This window comes from Staphylococcus sp. GDX7P312P, from assembly GCF_008385775.1.
GTDB lineage: Bacteria > Bacillota > Bacilli > Staphylococcales > Staphylococcaceae > Staphylococcus > Staphylococcus haemolyticus.
Map to the genome: position 1 here is coordinate 142,587 of NZ_VUKI01000002.1, position 26,064 is coordinate 168,650.

Sequence of the window (26,064 nt, forward strand, 5' to 3'; positions counted from 1 at the left end):
ATTGCAATACAATTATAGAAAATTATCTTTTAATTAATTTTTGGTAGATTATAATATACTTCTTTATTATTTAATACAATAAAACTATAAAATATTTGTAAATCTTCTTCACAATCTTCACAAAAGTTTAAATCGCAATTGTTATAAAACGCATGAATATTGTATTTTCCAACAACATAATTATCGTAATAATCTTTACTTTTTGAAATTATATTTTTGTAGTAGTTTAGCATTTCATCATATGAAGTAAATTGATATTGCTCTATAATTTTATCTGTCCAGTCACTAAATAACCACCATCCCTCATAGTCAGCTCTAATTTTGGCAACTGTCCACATATATATATTTCCCCTCTCAATTAGCCTATAATAATCATTTTAACTATTTTATATCTGAATTAAAAATATAATGTCTCATACTTTTGTCTGATAGCCTATTTATTCCATAGTAAATATTAGTTTTTTAGTATAAAACTTCGTATAATAAATATAAGGAGTGATACTATGAAGCAAAAGCATTTACAAGTGTTTGGGACGGTTCAAGGTGTAGGCTTTCGATATTATACACAAAGATTAGCGAACAAGTATCATATTCTAGGCACTGTCCAGAATGTAGATGATTATGTTGAAATATATGCAATAGGTAATGACGATGACCTCGAACAGTTTATTAATGCTGTGACTGAAGGTGCATCACCTGCTTCACATGTTACACACTATGAGCTTGAAGATACTAATGTGAGTGAAGATTTTTCTGATTTTAAATCGATTTAAATATAAAAAGGAAGATGTAATTTGAGATATAATATTTCTCGACTTTTAGGCGTAATTGTAGGAATTCCAGTAGCTATGATATCTTGGATGGTCAGCGTATTTGGCTTTGATCTTTCATTTATTATTGATGCTTTGGTTGGTATTGGGATGTTTTTTGTGTCCTACTTCCCTACTCAACGACTCACGTCTAGGAAGTATTTAACCGAAATTGGTCTTTCTCGAAGAGACTATCATTACGTAAGCAACCATTTAAAGCAAGCGCAAGACAAGATTAGAACAATATTAAAATCATTTGTCAATGTAAGATCTATTCAAGATTTCAGACAAATCAACGATATATATAGAATTTCAAAATCAATTCATTTTGCTGTTAAACAAAGGCCAGCAATGTTTTTTAAAGTAGAGAGTTTCTTTTATTCGCATATAGATAATGCGCTAAATTTAATAGAGTCATATACTCGATTGGCAAAAATGCCGAAAAAAACGATTGAAGAAAAGCAAAAATTAGAACAAACTCGTATAACTTTAGATGAAGTTAAACGTACGTTGATTGCTGATCTGAAGAGAATCAATGAAGATGATTATGAGCGTCTGGATGTTGAAATGGAACTTAATAAATTAGAACAAAAACGTCATAAAGATAATTAGAATAAAGAAATGGAGCGATTTTTTAAATGCCTCGAAATGATCAATTTAACAACTCACATCCATTAGATGATTATATAGAACAACAGCAACTAAATAACCTAGATAATAATAGTAATGTCAGTCTAGCGAATCAAAATACAGTTTTAGATGATTTTCAGCAACAATTCAGTGATAAAGAAATGCAAAAAATTGAAAGTATTAGTCAACAAATTAAACCTTTAGACAATGATGGTCTATTATCATATGGCTCACATTTGCAAGAAAATATGTCTCAATTCTCACATAAAATGTTGGATGAAGTGCAGACGAAAGATATTGGACCTGTTGGAGATTCACTTAATCAATTAATGACTAAGTTAAAAGCTGTAAATCCTGATGAGTTAAATCCAGAGAAACAATCCAAACTTAAGCGCTTTTTTAAACGTACAAAAGCTTCAATTAATGAAGTGTTTTCTAGGATGCAATCAGTAAGTTCCCAAATTGATAGAATTACAATTCAGCTTGATAGACATAAAAATAATCTATCAAAAGATATCAAATTATTAGACGGATTATATCAACAAAATAAAGATTACTTTGATGATGTTAATTTATATATCGCCGCCGCTAAAAGAAGAAAACATGAAATACAAACGAACGACATTCCGAAACTACAAGAACATGCCAATCAAACTGGTAATCAAATGGATATACAAGCCGTAGCGGATATGGAACAATTTGTTGATCGCTTAGATAAGCGTATTTATGATTTACAATTATCTCGTCAAATTGCAATACAAACTGCACCACAAATTCGCATGATTCAAAACGTTAATCAAGCATTGGCTGAGAAAATTCAAAGTTCCATTCTTACAAGTATTCCACTTTGGAAAAATCAAATGGCAATTGCCCTTACGTTAATGAGACAGCGTAATGCAGTGTCTGCCCAACGTGCCGTAACAGATACAACCAATGATTTACTTACTCAGAATGCGGCTATGTTAAAACAAAATGCCATTGAAACTGCTACGGAAAATGAGCGTGGCATTGTAGACATTGAAACACTTAAAACAACGCAAAGTGATATTATTGAAACAATTGAACAAACACTTCAAATCCAACAAAATGGTCGTCAAAAACGTAAAGAAGCTGAGAAAGAACTTGTTGGCTTAGAAGATGAATTAAAACAACACTTACTTTCGATGAAGAAGGAATAGCTAAAATAATTAAAGCACATCACAACTCAAAATGAGTATGATGTGCTTTTTTAATATAATTAATTCGTTTAGATAGCTATTCTTTTTGATAAACAATATGGTCTTGGTTTACGAATTTAGCAACGACATATCCAATTATAGTTGCGACTACTGCTATTGGGAACCATTCTAAAGAATATTGCTTTAACGGTAAAGCATCTATAAATGACATCTTCACCCAACCATTCGTACTTATAACACTTAATATTGAAACAATACTAATAACTGCAATTGGTATTTGCTGTGCAATTGGTTTAGTTGGAATGAATCGTGCAAGTAAAATTAGTAATACAACAGTTATTGCTATAGGATAAATGACGCTTAAAACTGGAACAGACATAGAAATTACAGCAATTAAACCTAAATTTGCCAGTATGAAACTAATCAAAGTAAAGAATATTGTATAAGCTTTGTATGAAACTTTAGGGAATATTCTATTAAAATATTGACTTACAGATACAATTAAGCCACAAGCAGTTGTTAAACAAGCGAGTGCAACGATAATACCCAATAGATATTTACCGAAGACACCAAAACCATTCGTCGCCATTGTTGTTAATAAATAAGCACCAACATTTTGATCTTTAGCTGTCAGATTTTTGAGTGTCGTGCTGTCAACGTTCATATGATTGCCTATAAATCCTAATGAAACATATATAAATACAAGCGCTATGGCTGCAATTAAGCCTGACATAACTGTTTGTTTAAATATTTGATTTGCATGTTTAACCCCTGTAGCTTTTATCGCGTTAACTACAATCATTGAAAAAGCAATTGCTGCGATTGCATCCATAGTTAAGTACCCTTCTGTAAAGCCTTTTGAGAAACTTCCAATAGCTGAATTGTAATCAACCTTGTTTCCATGAGATGGAGCATTACCACTATAATCAACAAATCCTTTAATAATCATTGCTAAAATTGTTATTAATAATAATGGTGTTAATAGAGATCCTATACGATCTACAATTTTACCTGGATTTATACATAGGTAAAGAACGACTAGGAAATAGATAAGGGTGAATATAAATAGCACCAAATTACTATTTGTATGAGCAATTGGTGTCACAGTCATCTCAAATGAAGTCGAAGCTGTACGCGGAATTGCAAACAGAGGCCCTATTGTTAAATATATAATAATTAAAAATATTACAGAAAATTTAGGTGATATTTTATTTAATGAACCTACATACCCTTGTTTATCTAATGCGCCAACGATAACGCCTAACAATGGTAAGCCAATTCCTGTTAAACAAAAAGCGATAACAGCTGGCCAAAAGAAATGACCACTATCTTGGCCTAAATTTGGTGGGAAAATAAGATTACCTGCGCCAAAAAACATAGCGAATAATGTAAATCCTACTATCCAAGTATTCTTATTCATAGAATTGCTCCTTTTTATGTGTATGTTTGCAATATTAAACATTCTAGCATAAAAAGGATTTACAAGTCTATGTGATTTCAGAAAATTTGAAAAGTTGATAAATATTTAAAATAGAAATTTTATATTCTTTAAAATGATTTTAGAAGTAATTTTTTTAGTAATGGCGATAAATGACTCGGCAAATTTTCTACACCTTCTACAAATAATGCGTATTGACCATAAATGTTATGAATGGTTTGTTCAATATCTTCTGTTATAACATCTTGACTCAAAAACACATTAAATACTTCAATACCGTATTTGCGGGCCATTTCTACACCTTCATAAGTGTCTAATATACCATCTTGTGCATAATTGTAGGCTGAAGGTTCACCATCGGAAAATACTATCAAGAAACGTTGATTATGACTTCTTCTTAGCAAACGTTCGCTAGCAATACGTATAGCTACGCCATCACGGTTATCATCTTGTGGGTGTAAAGACATGATTCGAGGGCCACTTTTTTCCATGGTTGAATAATCATAATGAACAATTTCATCAATGATGTTAGGCTGTTTACGATCATCAGAATCAAATGCATCTTCATTAAACGCAAGTATTTCATGTTTAACATTTAATGCTTTCAATGTTTCGTGGAAAAGAACAACCCCTTTGATTGTCTCTTCCATCTTATCGAACATACTTGCAGATGCATCAATTAATAAAGTAAAAGTGGCATCAAACGTTTTACTTAAATCTTGTTTTTTATAAAATAATTTATATTGATCATCGATAAACCAATTTGTTAAATCTCTTTGCAAACGACCTTTAGTAAGGTTATGTCGCTCATCAACATGCTCGCGATCAATGGTTTTCTTGATAATTTGAATTAAATCCTTAGTTTCAAATTGAACATCGTTTTTAACATTTTGATATGCTGGCAAGAAATCAGGTTCAATATCAGGTACATTCCATTTGATTTCAACATTTTCATTAATTCCTTTAAGTGCGAATGACGCATTCTCTCCTATAGAGCCACCTTCATCATTATTTAATGTATTATCAGAACCACGACCCTTTTTGGTCATCATGTCTGTCATATCGTCTGTAGAATCACCTTCACGAGCAGTATCATTATCACTTATTACCTCACTATTTTCGCCCTCATGAAGTTCCATTTCAAGGTAAGCACCGCCTTCTGATTTACTATCTTGGGCATTCGTTTCAGCTTCAGCAGTCTCAGAGTCCGTATCCTCAGAGGTATTGTCTTTTCCATCTACATTACTCGCATCTGTACGTTTTAACTCATCAAACGTCATTTCATGGATTGCCTCATATACACGACGAGGGAGATGATAATATTCATTTAACATATCTTTGGTTAACATATCATCAATTTGAAACATGATACGTTGAGCTAAGTACATATTATCTTCTGATGTTTCATTTTGGAAAAAGTTAGGCAGATATTGAAACATAGAATTCAAAATATCGTCTAATTGTGAATGCATCATTGGAATATCAAAGAAATTCTGACTAAGAAATGCTTTTTCTAAATATAAAAATAGTAAATCAGTATACACAGTTTTAGTTTTATAGAATTTGATTTGAGATTCAGTATAAGACAATCTCGTTTGTAAACGTAAATCTATTAATTTAGACGTACTTGGGCGTTCATTTCGAATATGATTAAACACGCGCATATCTTCTAGTAATCTAAAGATTTGCTGATAAAACTTAGGGTGTTCAAACTCATCATCATGTAATACTTCATTCACAATAGATTCATCCATCATTTGATACCCATAGGCTGCGAGCATCACGTCAGTTTTAAGACCGGCTTTCTCTATATGCTCGGGACGGTGCGACCAGAACCAACTTGTGATCAATGTGTTATTAATTGGATCATAGTAAGGGAATTTTTGAATTTTAACTTGTGTTTGCTCATTTTTAAGAAGTAAGCGCGCTAAGTCTTGAAGCATCATAACTTGCTTAGCATCTAATTGCTCATCATTAAATTTGATAAAACGATCGCTCATAATAATCCCTCTCTAAAAGTTTAATTCAATCGCATTTTTGATTGCTTGTTGTTCACGCTCATCTTCTAATTTATCGATAATTGTGCGTTGAATAGCACGCTCTATTGGCATTACAGTAATTAAGTCACTTAAATCTATTAATGCTCTGATACTAGCTGCTTCTTCAGAAATTTGTCCTTGTTTGGACATTGTACGTAAATCTTCATTGAATTTGATAATTTGTTCAATAATAACATCATCTTGAAGTTGACTTTGTTGCTTAATAACGTCTTTTAATATATCACCGTCTATATAATCTACTTGAATAACAACAAAACGGTTTTTCAAAGCTTCGTTCATAGGAAGTGTACCTACATAGCCTTCATTAATTGCGGCAATAACGTTGAATCCTGGCGCCGCTTTTATCACTTCTCCAGTAAATGGGTTTGTAAGTTGGCGACGATAATCTAGAACACCATTTAATATTGGTAAGGTTTCAGGTTTGGCCATATTTATTTCATCAATATAAAGGATATGTCCTTCACGCATTGCTTTAATTACAGGACCATCTATAAAAACAATTTCTTGTTGACCTTGTTCGTTTGTTTTAATTGTCTTAAAACCAAGTAGACTTTCAGCGTCTAAATCTACTGAACAGTTAACTTGATGCATTGGTGTATTTACAACTGCACTAAGTGTTTCCGCTAATTTGGTTTTACCAGAACCTGTTGGCCCTTTAAGTAATATATTTTTATTTAAATTAAATAATGCTTTAGCATCATTAAATACGGATTCATCTGAATTAATATATTGATTCTTAATCATTTTTGTAATTTACTCTCCTTCTTTAAAATGAAAAATAGACTAAGAAGTTGCATTGAAAAAGTAATGTTGAGTATATTTCAACGATTACTTTTTCAAAATAACCCCCAAGCCTTGATTAAATCATGAACATGCTTAATTATTGATACTAAACTTCTTTAAAGTACGTTTTATAATAACCACCGACTAAACCAGAATTATCAATAATTTGATAGTATTCCTCAGTTTCATTAATAACATCATATTGCTTTCCAACAGTTAACATATCAGAAACTGTGAATTTCTTAGCATCTGTATTAATCACTTCAACTTTTTTAATAGGTGTACGTGTTTTCCATGTTTCGTGTAACATTGCCATAAATTTCATGCCTCCATATAATTATTGTCTTTACTTTTCTAATGTATAAATAAATGAGATGCCACTATTCTCAGTAATACGTAGAGATTTAGCATCGCCTTGATTTAACGTCTGATAAGGAATGCCAATGTCATCTAGTTCCTTTTGTGCATTGTTGAATGCTTCAACTGAATTTGCACTAAATTCAATTTGCTCAACGATACCTTCTTCTTTTAATTCAATAGGTTCATTAGGCTGATATAAATGAAGTTCACCACCTAAACCACCTTCGCCAATTTGAAATACTTGTATCACTTGTTCAGGAAACTCTGTTGATTCGTACTCAGCATAATGAGTTAAGTTAAATACATTCTTTAGGATAGATGCTGTAACTGGCAATTCATTAACTTTAATAATGATAGGACCAAGTCCCTGAATTTGGTGTAGCGGATTTACTGTACTGTCAAAAGTAGGTGTGCCTAGTCCTACGCCCGTATTATGTTCATTCGAATAAATATCAAAAATTTGATGGTTGCTATCTTCGAAATTAAAATGCTTATTACCGTTTAACTCAGTAATTTCACTTGCTTGAATTTGATTATCTTTTAAAATCGTTTGATACTCATCCAATCCTGAATCTGTTGGCGTTCTCAAACCAACACTAGCGATATGTTGATTTTCATATTCAGAATTTGGCACTTCAACAAAATGTATTCGTGTACCTGGACTTAAATCTGCATCACCAAAACGTAAAGCTTGATTTTTAGATGCTACATTTAATCCTAAAATATCTTTAAATAGTTTATTTGTTTTAGAAAGATCACTTGTCCCTAATGTGACACTTCTAAGTCCACTCATGCATGACACCCCTAATATTTGTCTTTTCTTAATTATTATAACGCATTTTAAATATGATTTATATCATGAACTGCATAACGTACCCTTAATTTAACGAGTTCAAAAAATACATATGAAGAGACATCGGAATTCAATAAAATTCGTATAATGAATTTGAATAAAATTTTATAATAAATATCAAAAAGTCCTCCCCTATCCTTATTTTATAAGATAGGGGGGTAATTTAAAAAGATGTTTAACTGATGATTTCATTTTATATAATTAAAAATTGTTCGCTTTTAGTCAATTAGTAATGACTATTCTTATAATATAATAGTTGGATTATTTAAGAGATGTAATAATTATTAAGAGAATTATCTATTTCATAATTAGTCAATAATATAAACGCTAATTACTTAAATACTTTATTTGCAATTCTCTAAAAAATTACAATCACAATTGTCCTAAGAACTTTTTATAAATAAGTGTTATTTATTTTCGGCCAAGTAATATATCTTCTAACTCTTCATCAAAGACTTCTATGGCGATTTTAGATAAATCAATATCCCCAGTATCAGATTTATAAAGTCCTAGTAACTCAAACATTTCATGTTCTCTTTTCCATCTTTCTGCTAGTGTACTAGCCTATGGCATTTTACGTACATCGTCTCTTAATTTAATTTGTTCTTAAAAAGTTAAATCCATTTATAACACCTCGATTTATTTTAAGGGCATTGTACATTACTTGTATAATATTAATTGAATAACATCTTTAATTTTTTTGTGTATCACTTATTTCTTTAGCTTTTCTTTTGTATTTCTCTAAGCCTTTTAATAAATTCATCTTCACGTTTCTTAATTATTTCTTTACTCTCTTTAGGTGCTTGTTCTTCAAATATTTTCTTGTCGTCTTCCCAACGATCTAGCATTGATTTGCCTTTTTTTGTCATGTTAAATTCACCTACTTACAAAGATTAGCCTATTTTATTGATTGAACTTCAATTTATGATTTTTAATTTTTGAAAAATTTAAGATAAAAAATACAACGACGATGTGACGCCGTTGTATCAATATTAGTTTGAGGTTATATTCCTTTGAGATTAGCTTTCTAAAAGTAAATCTTCAGGGCTTTCGATTAATTCTTTAATTGTTTTTAAGAATCCTACTGCTTCTTTACCATCAATAATTCTATGGTCATAACTTAAAGCAATATACATCATTGGTCTATTCTCAATTGTATCTTTATCAATTGCAATTGGACGAGTAATGATTGAGTGCATACCTAGGATAGCTGCTTGGTTACCATTAATAATTGGTGTACTCATCATTGAACCAAATACACCACCATTAGTAATTGTAAATGATCCATTAACCATATCATCTAAACCAAGTTTTTTATCTCTTGCTTTAACTGCTAAGTCAGCAATAGCTCTTTCAAGTTCTGCAAAGTTCTTTTTATCACAATCTCGTACGAAAGGAACTAATAAACCGTCATCAGTAGAAACAGCTACACCAATATCATAATATTGTTTAGTAATCATATCATCGCCGTCGATTTCAGCATTTACTTCAGGATATTTTTTCAATGCAGCAACTGCAGCTTTTGTAAAGAATGACATGAAACCTAGTTTAGTACCATCATGATCTTTAATAAATTGTTCTTTTTTACGTTTACGTAATTCCATTACGTTTGTCATATCTACTTCATTGAATGTAGTTAACATTGCTGTATTATTAGAAACTTCTAATAATTTTTTTGCAGCTGTTTTCTTTCTGCGAGACATTTTTTCTCTAATTACAGGTTTATTAGGTGCACCTGAAGATTTTTTAGGTTCTTCTTTTTTGTTTGTTTCTTGAGAAGATTGAGATTGAGCTGCTTTTTGGCTATTTTCAACATCATCTTTACGTACAACATCGTTTCCTTTTCCAGAAACAGTGCTTAAATCTACACCGTTTTCACGTGCATGGCGACGAGCTGATGGCGTTGCATTAACACGTTGATTGTTAGGATTAGATTGTGTTTTTTCTTCATTATTTGATTGAGATTCTTTTGGTTGAGCTGATTCTTTAGTCGCTTCATCGTTGTTCGCAAATTGAGATTGGTCTGAAGAATCCTCTTTGCTTGAAGAAGCATTACCACTACCTTCGCCAACAGTTGCGATAACTTGGCCGACTTCCACAGTGTCGCCTTCAGAAGCCAATTGTTCTTGAAGTACACCTTCTTCTTCAGAAACAACTTCAACGTTTACTTTATCTGTCTCTAATTCTAGGATAGCTTCGCCTTTTTCTACGCTATCTCCCACATTTTTTAACCATTCTGCAATAGTACCCTCTGTTATAGATTCTGCTAATTCTGGAACTTTTACCTCTGGCATAATATTTCCCCCTAGTTATTTTTCAATGCTACTTTCAATAATTTGATTTTGAACAAGTTTATGAATTTCTCCATCACCTTCAGCTGGCGCTGCACGTTGAATTCTACCATGATAGCTTAAATTAAATTGGTTACCTACAAGTGATTTTAAATGAGGATAAACGAATAACCAAGCGCCTTGATTTTTAGGTTCTTCTTGAACCCAAGATACTGTTTCAAGATTAGGTAATTCATTTAATACTTCTTTAATTTCCCCTTCAGGGAATGGATATAAACGTTCAACTGCAACTAATAAAATTGAATCATCTGGATTTTTAGCTAAATGTTCTTTTAAATCTATGAACATTTTACCTGATGCTAATACAAGTTTAGTCACTTTCTCTTTATTTCCATCCTCAACAATAATAGGTTTGAAACCACCTGAAGTGAACTGATCTATAGGTTTAGCAACTGTTTTATTTCTTAATAAGCTTTTTGGAGACATTACAATTAATGGTCTCATAGCTTCAGTACCTAAACTCTTAGCTTGTGCTCTTAGTAAATGGAAATAGTTACTTGAACTAGATAAGTTAACAACTGTACTATTATTTTCAGCTGCTAGTTGTAAGAATCTTTCTAAACGTGCTGAAGAGTGTTCAGGTCCTTGACCCTCAAATGCGTGAGGTAAGAATAGCGTTAAACCACTTCTTTCTCCCCACTTAGCACGTGCTGATGACATGAAATTATCGAACATCATTTGAGCCATATTAGAAAAGTCTCCGTATTGAGCTTCCCAAATATTCATGCTATTTTTATTTTCAACATTATAGCCATATTCAAAGCCAACGACAGCTGCTTCAGATAATGGACTATTGTGAACTTCAAATGTGGCTTTTTGATTAGGCACATGATGTAATGGTGTAAATGTATCACCATTTTCTTCATCGTGTAATACAGCATGTCTATGACTGAACGTACCACGCTCACTATCTTGTCCAGTTAATCGAACAGATATACCATTTTGAACAATCGTTGCAAAAGCAAGTTGCTCAGCTTGAGCCCAGTCTACTAAACCATTTTCACTTTCGAAAGGCTCTCTACGTTTTTCTAGAACTTTATTTAGCTTTTTAAGTACATGGAAATCTTCAGGATATGAGAGCATAGCATCATTAATTTCTTTAAGATGATCTACTGAGAAATCCTTATCATCACTTTGTAAAGGTTCTTGCAATGACTCAGGTCTTTCCATATCTGGATTATCCATTTTATCTGATTTATCAATCTTGTCTTGAGCGGCACGCATTTCTTTTTGAACTTTATCCATTACGTCTTCCATTTGTTCCTTAGAAATAACGCCGTCTTCAACTAACTTATTACCATAAATAATTTCAACTGAATCATGTTTGCGAATATTATGATATGGTAGTGGATTTGTAATCGAAGGTTCGTCCATTTCATTATGCCCGTAACGACGATAGCCGACTAAATCAATTACAAAATCTTTATGAAATTCTTTTCGGAATTCCATTGCAATATCAATAGCTTCAATTGTTGCTTCAACATCATCTGCATTTACATGTAAAATTGGTACGTCATAACCTTTCGCAATATCAGTTGAATATGTTGTTGAACGTCCATCAACTGGTTCCGTAGTGAATCCAATTCTATTATTTGTGATGATGTGTAAGGCACCACCAGTTGAATAACCATCTAGGTTACTTAAATTCATTGTTTCAAAATTAATACCTTGTCCTGGGTATGCAGCATCCCCATGAATTATAATTGGCATACCTTTATGGAAATCTGTAGTTGGTTTACCAGCGTGTTTTGTGTCATCTTGTGATGCACGTGTCTTACCAATTACCACTGGCGCAACAATTTCCAAGTGACTTGGGTTATTAGCTAATGAAATTCGTTGTTCAATACCATATGAAGAAGTTGTCTTTACTCCACCTAAGTGATACTTCACATCTCCTGTCCATCCAGCAGTTAGTTCAAGACTACCATCTTCTGGTAAGAATTTCATAGGATCTGTGTGCATAAACTCAGAAATCATCATTTCATATGGTTTTTCTAGCACATGAGTTAAAACATTTAAACGACCTCTGTGTGCCATACCAATTTGAATATTGTTAATTTCAACTTCAGCAGCACGTTTTAATGTATGTTGTAACATTGGAACTAATGTATCAACACCCTCAATAGAGAATCGTTTAGCACCAACAAAGTTTTTGTGTAAATACTTTTCAAAGCCTTCTACATGCGCTAAAGTATCAAATAATTTTTTTCTTTCATCATTATTGATATTAGCTCTATATGGTGTTTCAATACGTCGTTTTAACCACGTACGTTCTTTATTATTATTAATATGATTATATTCAAAGGCTATCGGCCCTTTATAACGCTTCTCCATTCTTTCAATTGCCTCGTAAGCATTATCATATATATCTTTGAAATGATCAGATACAATTTCTGCTGAGACATTTTCTAATGTTTCTTTATCTAAGTTAAACTCTTCAATTTCTAACTTAGGAAGATTAGTTCTTTTAGGAGCATTAACAGGGTAAATATCAGCTTTAAGGTGACCGTATTGTCTTATATTGTCGATTAAGCGCATAATACGCTTAATTGTACCATCGCCTGCTGATGAACCACTCCCTTCAGTGGTTGACTTAGCTGCGACATGAGCTTCGCCATTTTTAATAGTGCTGAAAAGAACTTGTAAATCATCAGGCACTGAACTAGGGTCTTGTAGATAGTCATCGTATAAATCTAACATTAAACCTAGGTTAGCACCGAAGTTTACAGGAGCTTCTGTAACATCCTTGTTATCCTTTGCCATAGTATTACCCTCCACAAAATAGTTAAACCGCTTACAGGTCAATAATAGCACTATTTGTGGCTTTGATAAAGTCCATTGACTGAATATTATGGAAAAAACAAAAATACTAAATCTGGTAATTTGAATTTATATGATTTTGTGTGAAAATTGATGGAAAATTTTACTGAAAATGTGAAATAGAGATAGTTTGAATGAGTGTTTTAATTGTAGATGTTATTTGAAAGAAAGTTATGTATTAAAAAACCGGAACAACTTAATTGTCCCAGCTTCGATTTTTAATATTTATTTAAATATAATTTTAAACGTTGTATATTGGTTTACTTCGCTATCAACAGTTATATAACCACCATATTGTTGTACTATCTTCTCAGCAATAGAAAGCCCTAAGCCATTACCACCCTGACTTCTTGCGCGGGATTTATCAACTCTATAAAAACGATCAAAAATAAACTCTTGATCTTCTTTAGGAATACCAAGACCATGGTCTGTAATTTCAATACTAATTTGTTTGTTTCTTAATTGAGTAGCTATCTCGATTTGCTTATTATCTTTGTCATATTTCATTGCATTATCAATAAAAATAAGTAATAACTGTTCAAACTGATGACGATTAATCTGTAATGTTAATGGTTTCTTTGATAGATGCGTTTTAAATTGATAATCTGGATGTAATTGTTTTAAAGATTTAATACGTGAACGAATTTCTTCGTTAATGTTTACTTCTTCAAATTCTAATGCCTGAATATTAACTTTGTCTTTAGTCAATAATAATAATTCTTCAACCAACTTCGTTATTCGATTCATTTCCTCTAATGAAATATTAAGAGACTCTTCAAGAACAGCTGGGTCTTTTTTACCCCAACGTTGAATTAAATTTAAATGACCTTGAATGATTTGTAGCGGCGTGCGTAACTCGTGAGAAGCATCTTCAACAAATTGACGTTGTTGGTTAAATGATTCCTCAATTTGGTACATCATATCATTAAAAGTATCGATTAAATTATCTGTTTCCTCATAGTTCGTCTTGAGTTCAAGTTTATTTTGAAATCCATCTCGTCGTATTTGAATCATCTTGTTCGACATGGTTACGAGTGGCTTAGTTAATTGCGTTGAAAAAATATAACTAATACCTGCCATAATGAAAGTTGCTAACAAACCAAATGCAATGGCTACAAAATATAATGAACGAACGACATTGTTATATCCTTCAAGGGAGTGAATTAAAACACTATAGCCTTCAAAACGTTCACTATGTATTGGTTCTGTAATAATTAAGTAAGGGATTCCGTTATGTTTTGAAATTTGAATCGTTTCAGGATCAACAAAATCAATATCAGGTTTAAAATTAATCATATTTTCATTTGAGGATTGCATTAATTGTTTACCATTTCGATCGTAAATAATGGCTTTTTCAAAATTCTCCAACATAGCAGTCAAATCTAATGTAGTAATATTATTCATAGATCGTGATTCTACCAAATTAACGATATCACTTGAACTGTGTTCAGCCTCATCAATCTCACCGTCTCTTAAGGTATCTTTTAAAAAGAAGATTATAACAAGACAGAAAAGAATAATTGTGCTAAACATGATTAACGTTGTAATCATCATCCACTTATATTTTAAAGTACCCTTTTTAATCATCTGATCACGTACCCAACACCACGAACTGTTTCAATCGTCTTATCTTTACCATAAGGTTTAAGTTTGTTGCGTAAATATCGAATATAAACATCTACGACATTCGTCTCAACTTCACTGTCATAGCCCCAAACATGATCTAAGATCTGTTCTCTTTGTAGTACACGGTTTCTGTTGGTTGCTAATAAATAAAGTAAGTCATATTCGGTTTTAGTGAAATCTAACTGTTCTCCATTAATTGTGACATTAAAAGCATCGACGTCTATTTTAATGCCATTGATATCAATGATATCCTTTTGAGGTTGACGACGGAGTACTGCACGAATGCGTGCAAATAGTTCTTCAATTTCAAAGGGTTTTACAATATAATCGTCAGCACCGTAATCTAAACCGGTCACTTTGTCATATGTATCGCTTTTAGCCGTAATAATAATGATAGGCGTTGATTGTTCTTGTCTGACACGGCGACATATTTCTAAGCCATTTATATTTGGTAACATTAAATCTAATATAATTAAATCGTAATTATTACTTAATGCTTTATCGAGCCCTGCCTGTCCTTCATATTCTATATCTACACTATAATTATCATGAGTTAGTTCTAGTTCTAAGAAGCGGGCTAAATTTTGTTCATCTTCCACAATAAGTATATTAGTCATTATTATTTTCACCTCTTTTATTATGCATTAATCATATTTTAAATAGCTAGAATGAGTTAAATCAATGATGCGTTTTCGAATGCATATTCTTATAATATAAGCTATATTTTATCACAGTAAAGACTGAAAATAGAGAATGGATTAAAATTGTAATGATATAATCAAATTTAAATGAGAATTTTTCGCAATTATAATTGACAATGATTATCAATGATGTATAATAGTATTTGAAAATGATTATCAATACCGAATAAGACAATTCCCCCCACATATATTTCGTTCTTAAAGGATTGGTCATTTTCAAGTTATTCCCCTTTTATATGCCCGTAAAAGACTAACGTTAAAGTTTCAAACTTACTTTAAACGTTTTAATAAAAAGCAGTGAATCTAATGCCGAGGTTCACTGCTTTTTTATTTAGTTTATTTAGTTATTCTAATTTGATTAAATCTTTTGAGTATCTACCAACTCAAATAGCTTATATTTAATCCTTTAAAAAAATCGAGATACAATCTCGCGTTTTAAGAATGTATCTCGATATATTTTACGTAGCTGTTGGATATAAATGATTTTTAAGTATTAATGTTGATAGAACAATACAGAAAGCACCGCCAATTATACCAGCAATGACATCTGTAGGATAATGCACACCTAAATATACTCTTGAAATAGAAATCAGAAGAATAAATAATGCGCATAACCCTATTATAATTCCTTTATTATTACCTGATGCTTTTCTATTGGCTATGAACATCGCACTACCAAAGAATGATGTTGACCCCATAGCATGGCCACTAGGAAAGCTAAACCCAGATATATCAATTAATCGTAATAATGTTGGGCGCTCTCGGTCAAAAATATTCTTCAGTAATGGATTTAATATACTTGAAAGAGACATAACAATTACAAAGAATAGCGCTTCGATTTTAAAGCGTTTTAACATTAGATATGCGACTAACATCAAAGATAGACAGACCATTGCCCATACTTCTCCTAGCTTAGTGGCACCCAAAAGGATAGAAGTAGTGATGAAACTTTCAGATGAATAAATAAATTCATATACTTCAGTATCAATCCATTTACCCAGTCTAGACTCATGGAAAGATGCAATGATACCAAATATTAAGGTAAAAACGATTAGCAAAGTAATACGTTTCGTACGATTCATTGTCTGCACCTCCTGAGTTTATAGAGCGTCCTTTAAAATTTTATTAAATAGATCTTCTTTCGTAAAACTTTCTGTGTAAGTCTCCATTTGTTTAATGATTGACTCTCGATCATTTTCAATTTCTTTAAGTTGTTCTAATAATTTAACCTGTGTAAGTTGATCTTCAGGGATGGTTCTACCATACCCTTTAGATTCAAAATTCTCAGCATTATCAATTTGATCACCACGTGATTGGTCAAGTCCTAAAGGTATTAATAACATAGGAATACGCAATGTTAAAAATTCATAAATAGCATTAGATCCTGCGCGGCTAACTACAGTATCTGTAATAGCTAATAAATCTGTTAACTCTTCTTTAACAAATTCATACTGAACATAGCCTTTAGCATTAATACTAGAATCAACTAGTCCATGACCTGTTAAATGAATAATTTGATAGTCTTGAAGTAATGCTTCTAAATTTTCACGTATAGCTTGATTAAGCTTTTTACTACCTAAGCTACCACCCATGACGAGTAATACTTTTTTTGAGGCGTCGAAACCTGTTAACTGGTATCCACGTGATTGATTACCTTCTTTTAAGTCTTGTCGAATGGTAGCGCCAACGAAGTCTGCTTTATCTTTTGGTAAATATTTTAATGTATCTTCAAATGTTGTATAGATTTTTTTAGCAAATTTCAGTGAAATTTTATTAGCTAAGCCTGGTGTTAAATCCGATTCATGTATAATTGTTGGAATGTTTAGTGAGCGTGCAGCTATTACTACGGGAACTGAAACAAATCCTCCCTTAGAAAATAATAGGTCTGGTTTCTCTCTTTTTAATACTTTGCGTGCATCAATAACACCTTTTAAAACTTTAAATACGTCTTTTGCATTATCAACTGATAGATATCGACGTAATTTACCGCTAGATATTGGATGATATTTAATGTTAGGTAATTGTGATTCAATCATTTCACGTTCTATACCTGTTTTAGAACCAATATAAAATGCGTCGTGCCCTTTATCAGTAGCTGTTGGAATTAAACTTAAATTGACCGATACATGTCCAACAGTACCGCCACCGGTAAATGCTATTTTAGACATAGTAATTAACCTCTATTCTTAAATGTTTTTATAATATGCGTAGAATGGTGCGCCTCTATCAAATGGATGATAGTCAATTTCTGCTTCACCGACTTTTATGAAACCAAATTTTTCAAATAATCCTTGTGCTGGCTTATTTAGAGCAAAAGTATCAGTTAAAAGAACATGGATATTATGTTCTTCAGCTAACTTAACTGCGAAATCAAATAACTCTGTAGCTGCTCCTTTATACTGTTGTGATCCAGCAAGTCTATGAATGACATAGGCGCCTTCACGATCGATTGGCCATTCTAACTCATCATACCATTCTGATTGTTGTTGGTCGACCACGATAAAGCCATAAATTGTGTCATTTTCTTCCAACACATATAGTGTTTCGGTGTTGATGTCTTCTTCAAAGTGTTCTGTAACTGGATATTTATCATCCCATTGATTATTATTAAATTCTTTCATTAATTTTTTGGCTTCTTCAACTAAAGTTTCTATTTGTGAAATATCTTGCATATTACCTAGTCTTATCATTGTTTATGACACACCTCTTTATTTTAGTTTATTAATTAATTCATCTAAAACTTTATCTTCTTTATTAGCTTTTTCAACTAATAACTGTGTAAATTTCTCATTAGTTTTTTTATCGAATTTACCATTTACTGATAATTCATGTTCTGATTGGAATTTTTTAATAGCTGATTCCAATTGGGTATCAAATTGTTTAGAATCATTGTTAACGTCGTAGCCTAATGCATCTAAACCGATTTTGATAGATTTCACGTATTTTGTATTGTCACCAACAGAATAAGATTTATCAGTTGGAATGACACTGATAGATTGATATTTAGGTGAAGCTATTTTTGTATCAGGTTGTATACCTTTCCCATGAATATAATGACCATCAGGTGTTAACCATTTCATTTGTGTATATTTCAATAATGAGCCATCTTTAAATTCACGAGTTGTCTGTACTATTCCCTTACCAAAAGTTTTTGAACCGTAAACTTTAGCTTTTTTGTGGTCTCTCATTGCACCAGTAAATACTTCTGATGCACTGGCAGAACCTTCATTTACTAAGATACTAACTTTCATGTCTTTAGCTTCTTTAGAAGCGTCATTTGACGTTTTGATTGATTCTGTGTCATCGCCTTTTTCAAGTTTTACAACTGTCTGATCTTTATCTATAAAGATATTAGCCATTTTTACGGCTTCATCAAGTAGACCACCAGGATTATTTCTTAAATCTAATACTATATTACGAACACCGTCTTTATGAGCTTTAATAATAGCAGATTTAAGTTCGCCTGCAGTATTATCTTGGAATTTGTTTATAGTAAATACTCCGATGTTGTCTTTCTTCTTATATTCCACGCTTTTTACATGGATTTTACCACGTTTAATTTTAATTTCTTTTTCTTGAGAACCATGTTTTATTGTTAGTTTGACCGTTGTTCCCTCTTTACCACGTACTAATTTTACTACTTGATCTAAAGGTTTGCCTACTACGGATTTTCCATCCACTTTAGTAACAACATCTTTTGGTTGGATACCGGCTTTTTCAGCAGGAGAATCTTTCATTGGACTTGTAATCATAATTTGTTTATCTTTTTTTTGCATTTCTGCACCAATACCTACAAAGTCACCTGAAACATCTGCATCAAAGCTTTTCGTTTCATCTTTAGTCATGTATTCAGAATAAGGATCTTTAAGTTCTTTAACCATGCCATCTATAGCAGCCTCAGATAATTTACTAGCATTTTGTTTTTTATAGTAATCATTATTTAGTGTCTTATAAGCATATTCAATTTTTTTAATTTCTTGACGTTCATCTTTAGTTAATCCGCTTATTTTGTGACTGATACCAATTGTAGCAGCAACTGTAATACCAGCTGTAATAATGATAACTCCTAATAAAAGTACTATAAATTGCCAAGTTTTAAAATTAATTCTTTTATTAGAAGATGTTTCATTTTTATGTTTGGAGTCTATACTACTTTGTTTTTCCTCAGAATGTTGACTCATAAAACCACTTCCTCATATAACATCTTATGTATTTATAATTTCATCTAAAAAGATAATATAAGTATGTCGTTATTTAGACACAAACGCAACTTTTAAGAAATAAGTTGAATAAAAAGCACAAAAGGAGTGGGACAGAATCCATAATGAATTCGTTCCACCCCCGAAAAGATGACTAGAATTGAGAAAGGCTTGATATACTTCTCATTTAGCCAGCTGTTATGAAATTTTTAATGCAATTTTAATATGATACATGTGCTTACCACATTACTGAGTAAGTTAGAATTTTAACCATTCTGTATACTCTTCATATAAATCATCAAACACTGACATGGATACTGATATGTCGCTTTGCATTTCAATATAGTCAGACAATTGATTGAAATCTTTTTCATGTTTTGGAAAAGACAGATCATTAAATATTTCTTCAGCTAAGTCTCCCTTGCTATCTTTACGCCCTCTAACCGTTAGAGCAAATTGATAGAATGAATGTTCTTTCATTAGCTCATTGTCACATCAACAATTTTAGTTTCACCTTTAATGACTGCTTTAACATCATTGACGTGGATTGATTCAGTTTGATCTGAATTTGTAATAATAATTGGTGAAATAACATCTTTCGCATTATTTCTAATATATTCTAGATCAAATTTAAGTAATGGATCACCAACTTGAACAGTGTCGCCACTACTTACTAAGATTTCAAAACCTTGACCATCTAATTGAACAGTGTCTAAACCAATATGAACTAAGATTTCTAAACCATTATCTGCTTTAAGTCCTATTGCGTGTTTAGTTGGAAATACATTGTCAACTTTACCTTCAATTGGAGAAACAACTTCTCCTTCAGTTGGGTTAATACCAAAGCCTTCGCCCATCATTTTTTGTGCAAATACTGGATCTGGAATATCCTCAATATTAATATATTCGCCAGTTAATGGTGCATAGATTTCAATTTCTTTATTAACTTCTTTACCTTTACCAAATAATTTTTTAAACATAATTAGTCACTCCTATTTTTCAAAATGCGGAATTAAATCTCCATATCCAAGTTCTTCTAACTTATCATAAGGGATAAATTGAATCGCTGCAGAATTAATACAATAACGTAGTCCACCACTTTCTTTCGGACCATCGTTGAATACATGACCTAAATGACTGTTAGCATCTTCCGATCTAACCTCTGTTCTAATCATACCAAATGTTTTATCTACGAGTTCAATGATTTCATTATCATCAATTGATTTAGAGAAACTTGGCCAACCACAATTAGATTCAAACTTTTCCTCAGAAGTAAACAATGGTTTGCCTGAAATTTTATCTACATAAATACCCTTATCAAAATGATTCCAATATTCATTTTGAAATGGAGGTTCAGTACCATTTTCTTGAGTAACTAAATATTCCATTTCATTTAATTCATTTTTATCTTTTTTAATCATTTTGAGACCCCCAATGTGTTTCGATAAATGATTTTCTTCCTGATCCACGTTGATATTGCTCATAATGAGCAGGGTTTTTCTTGTAATAATCTTGATGATAGTCTTCCGCAGGATAAAAGTTTTTGTATGGAAGAATCGGCGTTATAACAGGTTTTTTAAAAATACCTTCTTCATTTAATTGTTGTATTTTAAGTTCAGCTGCTTTCTTTTGCTCTTCATCATGATAAAAGATAGCCGGTTCATAGCTTTCTCCTCTATCGAAGAATTGACCACCGCCGTCTGTAGGGTCAAAAGTTTTAAAATATACATCTAAGATATTTTCAAAGGACGTAATGTCTGAGTTGAACTGAATTTGAACAGCTTCCCTATGTCCAGTTTGATTAGTACAAACTTGTTCATACGTTGGATTTTCAACATGACCTCCACTATATCCAGATACTACCTCTTCAATACCGGGATATGATGTAAAAGGCTTAACCATACACCAGAAACATCCTCCAGCTAAAGTTGCATATGCCATATTATTACCTCCTCTGTCATTATTTAAATTTACGATATAAATACTATTATTTAAAGTAATCTACTCACAATGATGAATTTTATTAAAAGAACAATAGGAAGTAAGCAATGAAATTAATTTGATTCACGAACAACAACCAAGCCGATTGCTCCTTGACCAGTATGAGTTGAAATAACTGGTGTCGTTACATTAACATCATATTTCTGTTGGCCGAATGCCTCATCAAATTGCAACTTGAGCTTGTCAACAAAGTCAAGAACGTTTGCGTGAGCAACACCAATCGATTTAATTTTATGTTTATCGATAAATTCTGAAATTTCTTTTTTTAGATATTGTATACTAGAATTTTGTGTACGTGCATTATGTACGATTTCTAAATATCCATCTTCTAAAGTGCCGACGGGTTTAATTTTCATTATATTACCAATAAAACCTTTTGTCTTACTTATGCGTCCACCTTTAATTAATTGATTTAATTGTCCAATTACAACAAAGAGTTTAATGTTCTTTTGTAATTCTTTGAGTTTGTCTACGATTTGATTAGACGAGAGATTCGTATTAATTAATTCAACAAGTCGTTGGATTTGGTACCCGAGTCCGAATGAAATAGATTTGGAATCAATTACGGTTACTTTAGTGTCAACCATATCACTGGCTTGCAAAGCAGTTTGGTATGTACCACTTAGACCTGATGACATATGGATACTAAAGATTTCAACATCCTCTTTACCAAGTTCTTCGTATAGTTCAATAAATTTCCCGATTGGTGGTTGGCTTGTTTTTACGTCGGCATCTTCCTCAATTCGTTGAATATAAGCCTCAGATGTAATATCTATTTGATCAACAAATGATTTTCCGTCAATCGTTAAGCTTAAAGGTACTACGTGTATATTATGTTGTTTTAGATATTCATGTGATAAATCTGATGTAGAATCAGTCACGATAATTTGTTTAGTCATAAGTGCCTCCGGTTTATCAATTTAATTTAATGTTTACGTACTAAATGTAAAAACGTATGTGGAATTGTATTTTTCTCATCTAACTCTCCGTCTACCGATGACTCTACTTCCCATTCTTCAAAAGTATAAGGTGGGAAAAATGTATCGCCCTGGTGTTTACCATCAACAACAGTAATGTACATATCATCTACTTTATCAATCATTTCTTCAAATAATGACTGACCACCAAAGATGAAAATATGACCTTCTAATTTGTAAATATCATCTATAGAATGAATCACATCTACACCATCAACGTTAAACGTTGTGTCACTCGTTAACACTACATTTCTTCTGTTAGGAAGCGGCTTACCAATTGACTCAAATGTTCTTCGCCCCATCACTAGTGTGTTTCCAGTTGATAATTTTTTAACATGTTTCAAATCATTAGGTAAATGCCATGGTAAATCATTATTATATCCAATAACGCGTTGTTCATCATGTGCTACTAAAATTGATAAAGTCATATTTCCCTTCCCCTCCGTATGAAAAAATTGTTTATATTAATAATCGCAAAATTTCAGCCTATTATACAGCAATAGGTGCCTTAATTGCTGGGTGTGAGTTATATCCAATTAATTCTAAATCTTCGTAATTGATATCGAAAATGGATGCATTTGAATTAATTTTTAAAGTTGGCGGATCAAAACTGTTTCTAGACAATTGTGTTTTTATTGCTTCAATATGATTAGAGTAAATATGTGCGTCACCAAAAGTGTGCACAAATTCTCCAACTTCAAGATTACACTCTTTTGCTATTAAATGAGTTAATAATGCATAGCTAGCAATATTAAATGGTACACCTAAGAAAATATCTGCACTTCGTTGATACAATTGACAACTTAATTTGCCATCTTGAACATAAAATTGGAACATAGTATGACATGGTGGCAAAGCCATGCTATCTATTTCTGTTGGATTCCATGCTGAGACAATATGTCGGCGAGAATTTGGACTATTTTTAATTTGTTCAATAACTGTTTTAAGTTGATCAAAGTGGTTACCTTCTTTATCTACCCAATCTCTCCATTGTTTACCATATACATTACCTAGATCTCCGTATTTTTTTGCAAATGAGTCATCATTTAAAATGTGTTGTTTGAATTTAGACATTTCGTCTTTATACAGTTCATTAAATTCATCGTCTTGTAGTGCTCTATGACCAAAATTGGTCATATCAGGACCATGATAATCATTAGATTGCACATATTTCTCGAAGGCCCATTCATTCCAAATATTATTATTATATTTTAGTAAGTATTGTATATTTGTATCGCCTTTAATAAACCATAATAATTCTGTAGCGATAAGTTTGAAAGATACTTTTTTTGTTGTAAGTAATGGGAAACCCTTAGATAAATCAAATCGTAACTGATGACCAAATTTAGAAATAGTACCGGTATGAGTACGATCATCCCGTTGATTACCAATTTCTAATATTTCTTCGCATAAAGCATGATAGGCTGAATCAAAGGAATTTAACATTTTGCTCATCTCCTAGAATTGTTTATATTACTGAATATTATACTAGATAATGCGTATTTATAAAATTAAAATAAAAAAATCCCAAATATAAAATTAGTTTTTAATTTTATATTTGGGAATGAAAAGTGGGTCCTTATTTACTCAATTCATGTTTATACCCTTAATTAAGGATGATAGTAGTAACTCTGAGTGAATTCTTTAATATGGATGACTCAAATTATTTAAAATTATACTGCTTAGCAGTTTTCGTCAAATGCATCTTTAATATCCATACAGATATCTTGAATGTCACGACCTTCGATATGTTCTCTAGGGATAAAATGTTTTAATTCTGTTCCTTTAAATAAAGCGTAAGATGGACTTGATGGAACTTGTTGGATGTACTCTCGCATCGTTTGAGTTGCTTCTTTATCTTGTCCAGCAAATACAGTGATTTTATTTGTTGGTTTTTTGTCATTTTGCTCTGCTACGGCAACAGCTGCAGGTCTGGCTAAGCCAGCAGCACAACCACATGTAGAATTAATTACTACAAATGTTGTATCTTCTTCGTTAACATTTTTCATATAATTTGATACATCTTCACTTGTTTCTAAACTTTCAAAACCATTTTCAGTGAGTTCAGCTCTCATTTGTTGTGCTAATTCTTGCATATATTGTTCATAAGGATTCATAATATTCACTCCTAATTTAGTTTTACTTTAACATAATTATTTATTTCGATTAGCTATTTGTTTCCATACAGAACCTAGTGCCTCATCACCATTTTCAATTCTAGAAATTGCCATCTCAATTTGAAGTTTGACCTCATAAGCAGGATCATTAGCGTGTGACTTTAGACTAGGTAATTGTTCTGGTCCGCCTTCATCAAATAGAAACATAGCAGCTCTCCAACGTACAATTTTTTGTGGATCATTTAAGGCTTTTTCCATTTCAGGCAGAGCCTCTTTATAACCTAAATCACTTAAGCAATCTCCAGCAGTGCGTCTAACAGCGGGACTCTTATCATGTAAGCCTTTATATAAGTATGGAAGAATTTCTTTATCTTCAATCATTCCTATTAATACTATAGCTTGTCGTCTTAGGGGTGCTTTATCTTCTTGTAAAGCTTCATCTAATAGGTCAATATCTTGAAGTGTAGGTGTTGGAAATTCTTTTAACATTCTTAATTTATCTTTCCAATCAGTTGCCTCTTTATATTCATTTAAAGTTACATGATGATATTGTTGCTGTGGAATAACAATATCAGTTTCTAATGCAGTTTGAACTAGAGATGCTAACTTTTCAGATGGATATAAAGCAATGATTTCTTCGTACACTTCATTCATAACTTCTTCTAAATCACCGTATCTAACTCCCAAATCTTGCCATTTACGTAAAAACACAACATTGTCTCCATCTTTTTGAGCTTTTAACATACTCTCAACAAAATAGTCTGGCAACTGTTTACGACTTTCATCTGAATTCGTAGTGAGTTTAATTTGATATGGAATCCCTTTAAACATAAGTGCTTCAGCTTTAATCTCTCCATAGTGTTCATCGGGCTTTTTTGATGAATCTAAAAATGACTCATTATTTAAAGTTGAAGTGATTTGAGGTAAGACCACTTCCCAATCGGATTTAGGCTCTTTGTCAATAGCTAAGAAGTCCATCACATAAAATATAGATTTGACACCGTCAATTGCTAATAAATCATTAATAAATTGTGGTTGTTGTTCGTCAATGTATGTGAATGTATTAGATTTATTGTCTTCCCTTTTGTTAGATAATACGATTTTCATAGTATTAGGGCTTGGTGTCGGCTCTACTCTTAATATCTCCATAAGTGCATTTCC

At 31.9% G+C, this 26,064-nt stretch carries 26 protein-coding genes and 2 pseudogenes; 3 read left to right on the forward strand and 25 right to left on the reverse strand.

The genetic code is table 11. The annotated features are described in order from the left end of the window. Positions 1 to 29: 29 nt before the first annotated feature. The gene (msaA, locus tag F1592_RS01205) at positions 30 to 338 is read right to left on the reverse strand and encodes a regulatory protein MsaA (protein WP_011275801.1); all 309 of its coding nucleotides are present in this window, start codon (positions 336 to 338) and stop codon (positions 30 to 32) included. A gap of 165 nt (positions 339 to 503) precedes the next feature. Here msaA and F1592_RS01210 point away from each other — a divergent pair, with 165 nt between their 5' ends. Genes F1592_RS01210 through F1592_RS01220 form a run of 3 tightly spaced genes read left to right on the forward strand, consistent with a single transcriptional unit; the run spans position 504 to position 2,617 of the window. Continuing rightward, positions 504 to 773 (forward strand): acylphosphatase, encoded by a 270-nt coding sequence (locus tag F1592_RS01210; protein WP_037537100.1) that lies wholly within the window; start codon positions 504 to 506, stop codon positions 771 to 773. Between the two features lie 21 nt (positions 774 to 794). Then, positions 795 to 1,421 (forward strand): 5-bromo-4-chloroindolyl phosphate hydrolysis family protein, encoded by a 627-nt coding sequence (locus F1592_RS01215; protein ID WP_011275799.1) that lies wholly within the window; start codon positions 795 to 797, stop codon positions 1,419 to 1,421. 26 nt (positions 1,422 to 1,447) lie between these two features. Continuing rightward, positions 1,448 to 2,617: a toxic anion resistance protein gene (locus F1592_RS01220; protein WP_107612665.1), complete on the forward strand. Its 1,170-nt coding sequence runs from the start codon at positions 1,448 to 1,450 to the stop codon at positions 2,615 to 2,617. A 76-nt stretch (positions 2,618 to 2,693) separates the two neighbouring features. Here the strand turns inward: F1592_RS01220 and brnQ3 are convergent, their stop codons facing one another. The 24 genes and pseudogenes from brnQ3 to F1592_RS01335 all read right to left on the reverse strand — a co-directional run bounded on the left by brnQ3 (position 2,694) and on the right by F1592_RS01335 (position 26,052). Then, entirely contained in the window at positions 2,694 to 4,037 is a 1,344-nt protein-coding gene (brnQ3, locus tag F1592_RS01225; protein ID WP_149809353.1) for a branched-chain amino acid-like transporter carrier protein BrnQ3, read from the reverse strand. 128 nt (positions 4,038 to 4,165) lie between these two features. Continuing rightward, a complete protein-coding gene (locus tag F1592_RS01230; RefSeq protein WP_053017666.1) occupies positions 4,166 to 6,055 on the reverse strand; it encodes a vWA domain-containing protein in 1,890 nt (629 codons plus the stop codon). A 12-nt stretch (positions 6,056 to 6,067) separates the two neighbouring features. Further along, positions 6,068 to 6,859: an ATP-binding protein gene (locus F1592_RS01235; RefSeq protein WP_053017664.1), complete on the reverse strand. Its 792-nt coding sequence runs from the start codon at positions 6,857 to 6,859 to the stop codon at positions 6,068 to 6,070. A 145-nt stretch (positions 6,860 to 7,004) separates the two neighbouring features. Further along, on the reverse strand, positions 7,005 to 7,208 hold the full coding sequence (locus tag F1592_RS01240; RefSeq protein ID WP_029376685.1) for a DUF6501 family protein: 204 nt from the start codon (positions 7,206 to 7,208) through the stop codon (positions 7,005 to 7,007). Positions 7,209 to 7,244: 36 nt separating this feature from the next. After that, on the reverse strand, positions 7,245 to 8,051 hold the full coding sequence (locus F1592_RS01245) for a VOC family protein (RefSeq protein ID WP_037537095.1): 807 nt from the start codon (positions 8,049 to 8,051) through the stop codon (positions 7,245 to 7,247). Positions 8,052 to 8,830: 779 nt separating this feature from the next. Next, on the reverse strand, positions 8,831 to 8,980 hold the full coding sequence (locus tag F1592_RS13565; protein ID WP_158264274.1) for a hypothetical protein: 150 nt from the start codon (positions 8,978 to 8,980) through the stop codon (positions 8,831 to 8,833). 150 nt (positions 8,981 to 9,130) lie between these two features. Then, the gene (gene sucB / locus F1592_RS01255; protein ID WP_053017662.1) at positions 9,131 to 10,405 is read right to left on the reverse strand and encodes a dihydrolipoyllysine-residue succinyltransferase; all 1,275 of its coding nucleotides are present in this window, start codon (positions 10,403 to 10,405) and stop codon (positions 9,131 to 9,133) included. An 11-nt stretch (positions 10,406 to 10,416) separates the two neighbouring features. Beyond that, positions 10,417 to 13,225: pseudogene (locus tag F1592_RS01260) on the reverse strand (2-oxoglutarate dehydrogenase E1 component). Between the two features lie 282 nt (positions 13,226 to 13,507). Continuing rightward, positions 13,508 to 14,869, reverse strand: coding sequence for a HAMP domain-containing sensor histidine kinase (locus tag F1592_RS01265; RefSeq protein WP_037537092.1), 1,362 nt, complete (start codon positions 14,867 to 14,869; stop codon positions 13,508 to 13,510). Beyond that, on the reverse strand, positions 14,866 to 15,525 hold the full coding sequence (locus tag F1592_RS01270) for a response regulator transcription factor (RefSeq protein ID WP_011275785.1): 660 nt from the start codon (positions 15,523 to 15,525) through the stop codon (positions 14,866 to 14,868). Before F1592_RS01270 ends, F1592_RS01265 begins: the two co-directional genes overlap by 4 nt. Before the next feature lie 191 nt (positions 15,526 to 15,716). Beyond that, positions 15,717 to 15,823 (reverse strand): annotated as a pseudogene (locus tag F1592_RS13675) (hypothetical protein); the annotation flags it as partial. A gap of 244 nt (positions 15,824 to 16,067) precedes the next feature. Next, a complete protein-coding gene (locus F1592_RS01275; protein ID WP_037537091.1) occupies positions 16,068 to 16,691 on the reverse strand; it encodes a phosphatase PAP2 family protein in 624 nt (207 codons plus the stop codon). An 18-nt stretch (positions 16,692 to 16,709) separates the two neighbouring features. Next, a complete protein-coding gene (locus F1592_RS01280) occupies positions 16,710 to 17,777 on the reverse strand; it encodes an undecaprenyldiphospho-muramoylpentapeptide beta-N-acetylglucosaminyltransferase (protein WP_053017658.1) in 1,068 nt (355 codons plus the stop codon). An 18-nt stretch (positions 17,778 to 17,795) separates the two neighbouring features. Continuing rightward, complete coding sequence (locus F1592_RS01285; protein WP_011275782.1) at positions 17,796 to 18,299, reverse strand: GNAT family N-acetyltransferase; 504 nt, start codon at positions 18,297 to 18,299, stop codon at positions 17,796 to 17,798. An 18-nt stretch (positions 18,300 to 18,317) separates the two neighbouring features. Further along, entirely contained in the window at positions 18,318 to 19,790 is a 1,473-nt protein-coding gene (locus tag F1592_RS01290; protein ID WP_149809355.1) for a S41 family peptidase, read from the reverse strand. Positions 19,791 to 20,066: 276 nt separating this feature from the next. Next, the gene (locus F1592_RS01295; RefSeq protein WP_053017655.1) at positions 20,067 to 20,288 is read right to left on the reverse strand and encodes a YozE family protein; all 222 of its coding nucleotides are present in this window, start codon (positions 20,286 to 20,288) and stop codon (positions 20,067 to 20,069) included. Continuing rightward, positions 20,288 to 20,788, reverse strand: coding sequence for a PTS sugar transporter subunit IIA (locus F1592_RS01300; protein WP_053017653.1), 501 nt, complete (start codon positions 20,786 to 20,788; stop codon positions 20,288 to 20,290). Before F1592_RS01300 ends, F1592_RS01295 begins: the two co-directional genes overlap by 1 nt. A 12-nt stretch (positions 20,789 to 20,800) precedes the next feature. Next, entirely contained in the window at positions 20,801 to 21,229 is a 429-nt protein-coding gene (msrB, locus tag F1592_RS01305; protein ID WP_037537085.1) for a peptide-methionine (R)-S-oxide reductase MsrB, read from the reverse strand. Then, the gene (gene msrA, locus F1592_RS01310; protein ID WP_011275777.1) at positions 21,222 to 21,749 is read right to left on the reverse strand and encodes a peptide-methionine (S)-S-oxide reductase MsrA; all 528 of its coding nucleotides are present in this window, start codon (positions 21,747 to 21,749) and stop codon (positions 21,222 to 21,224) included. The genes msrB and msrA overlap by 8 nt, the downstream gene beginning before the upstream one ends. Positions 21,750 to 21,862: 113 nt before the next feature. Then, a complete protein-coding gene (fakB2, locus tag F1592_RS01315) occupies positions 21,863 to 22,708 on the reverse strand; it encodes a fatty acid kinase binding subunit FakB2 (RefSeq protein WP_037537084.1) in 846 nt (281 codons plus the stop codon). A gap of 26 nt (positions 22,709 to 22,734) precedes the next feature. Further along, complete coding sequence (locus F1592_RS01320) at positions 22,735 to 23,214, reverse strand: dihydrofolate reductase (RefSeq protein WP_037537083.1); 480 nt, start codon at positions 23,212 to 23,214, stop codon at positions 22,735 to 22,737. Between the two features lie 61 nt (positions 23,215 to 23,275). After that, the gene (locus tag F1592_RS01325) at positions 23,276 to 24,232 is read right to left on the reverse strand and encodes a thymidylate synthase (protein ID WP_053017651.1); all 957 of its coding nucleotides are present in this window, start codon (positions 24,230 to 24,232) and stop codon (positions 23,276 to 23,278) included. A gap of 236 nt (positions 24,233 to 24,468) precedes the next feature. Next, a complete protein-coding gene (brxA, locus tag F1592_RS01330) occupies positions 24,469 to 24,903 on the reverse strand; it encodes a bacilliredoxin BrxA (RefSeq protein WP_011275773.1) in 435 nt (144 codons plus the stop codon). A gap of 36 nt (positions 24,904 to 24,939) precedes the next feature. Next, positions 24,940 to 26,052: a conserved virulence factor C family protein gene (locus F1592_RS01335; protein WP_053017648.1), complete on the reverse strand. Its 1,113-nt coding sequence runs from the start codon at positions 26,050 to 26,052 to the stop codon at positions 24,940 to 24,942. Between the last annotated feature and the right edge of the window lie 12 nt (positions 26,053 to 26,064).

What these genes read in the sequence shown, in the direction of transcription:
- msaA (WP_011275801.1), bottom strand. Translation starts at nt 338, where the DNA reads ATGTGGACAGTTGCCAAAATTAGAGCTGACTATGAGGGATGGTGGTTA.
- F1592_RS01210 (WP_037537100.1), top strand. Translation starts at nt 504, where the DNA reads ATGAAGCAAAAGCATTTACAAGTGTTTGGGACGGTTCAAGGTGTAGGC.
- F1592_RS01220 (WP_107612665.1), top strand. Translation starts at nt 1,448, where the DNA reads ATGCCTCGAAATGATCAATTTAACAACTCACATCCATTAGATGATTAT.
- brnQ3 (WP_149809353.1), bottom strand. Translation starts at nt 4,037, where the DNA reads ATGAATAAGAATACTTGGATAGTAGGATTTACATTATTCGCTATGTTT.
- F1592_RS01230 (WP_053017666.1), bottom strand. Translation starts at nt 6,055, where the DNA reads ATGAGCGATCGTTTTATCAAATTTAATGATGAGCAATTAGATGCTAAG.
- F1592_RS01235 (WP_053017664.1), bottom strand. Translation starts at nt 6,859, where the DNA reads ATGATTAAGAATCAATATATTAATTCAGATGAATCCGTATTTAATGAT.
- F1592_RS01240 (WP_029376685.1), bottom strand. Translation starts at nt 7,208, where the DNA reads ATGTTACACGAAACATGGAAAACACGTACACCTATTAAAAAAGTTGAA.
- F1592_RS01245 (WP_037537095.1), bottom strand. Translation starts at nt 8,051, where the DNA reads ATGAGTGGACTTAGAAGTGTCACATTAGGGACAAGTGATCTTTCTAAA.
- F1592_RS13565 (WP_158264274.1), bottom strand. Translation starts at nt 8,980, where the DNA reads ATGACAAAAAAAGGCAAATCAATGCTAGATCGTTGGGAAGACGACAAG.
- sucB (WP_053017662.1), bottom strand. Translation starts at nt 10,405, where the DNA reads ATGCCAGAGGTAAAAGTTCCAGAATTAGCAGAATCTATAACAGAGGGT.
- F1592_RS01265 (WP_037537092.1), bottom strand. Translation starts at nt 14,869, where the DNA reads ATGATTAAAAAGGGTACTTTAAAATATAAGTGGATGATGATTACAACG.
- F1592_RS01270 (WP_011275785.1), bottom strand. Translation starts at nt 15,525, where the DNA reads ATGACTAATATACTTATTGTGGAAGATGAACAAAATTTAGCCCGCTTC.
- F1592_RS01275 (WP_037537091.1), bottom strand. Translation starts at nt 16,691, where the DNA reads ATGAATCGTACGAAACGTATTACTTTGCTAATCGTTTTTACCTTAATA.
- F1592_RS01280 (WP_053017658.1), bottom strand. Translation starts at nt 17,777, where the DNA reads ATGTCTAAAATAGCATTTACCGGTGGCGGTACTGTTGGACATGTATCG.
- F1592_RS01285 (WP_011275782.1), bottom strand. Translation starts at nt 18,299, where the DNA reads ATGATAAGACTAGGTAATATGCAAGATATTTCACAAATAGAAACTTTA.
- F1592_RS01290 (WP_149809355.1), bottom strand. Translation starts at nt 19,790, where the DNA reads ATGAGTCAACATTCTGAGGAAAAACAAAGTAGTATAGACTCCAAACAT.
- F1592_RS01295 (WP_053017655.1), bottom strand. Translation starts at nt 20,288, where the DNA reads ATGAAAGAACATTCATTCTATCAATTTGCTCTAACGGTTAGAGGGCGT.
- F1592_RS01300 (WP_053017653.1), bottom strand. Translation starts at nt 20,788, where the DNA reads ATGTTTAAAAAATTATTTGGTAAAGGTAAAGAAGTTAATAAAGAAATT.
- msrB (WP_037537085.1), bottom strand. Translation starts at nt 21,229, where the DNA reads ATGATTAAAAAAGATAAAAATGAATTAAATGAAATGGAATATTTAGTT.
- msrA (WP_011275777.1), bottom strand. Translation starts at nt 21,749, where the DNA reads ATGGCATATGCAACTTTAGCTGGAGGATGTTTCTGGTGTATGGTTAAG.
- fakB2 (WP_037537084.1), bottom strand. Translation starts at nt 22,708, where the DNA reads ATGACTAAACAAATTATCGTGACTGATTCTACATCAGATTTATCACAT.
- F1592_RS01320 (WP_037537083.1), bottom strand. Translation starts at nt 23,214, where the DNA reads ATGACTTTATCAATTTTAGTAGCACATGATGAACAACGCGTTATTGGA.
- F1592_RS01325 (WP_053017651.1), bottom strand. Translation starts at nt 24,232, where the DNA reads ATGTTAAATTCCTTTGATTCAGCCTATCATGCTTTATGCGAAGAAATA.
- brxA (WP_011275773.1), bottom strand. Translation starts at nt 24,903, where the DNA reads ATGAATCCTTATGAACAATATATGCAAGAATTAGCACAACAAATGAGA.
- F1592_RS01335 (WP_053017648.1), bottom strand. Translation starts at nt 26,052, where the DNA reads ATGGAGATATTAAGAGTAGAGCCGACACCAAGCCCTAATACTATGAAA.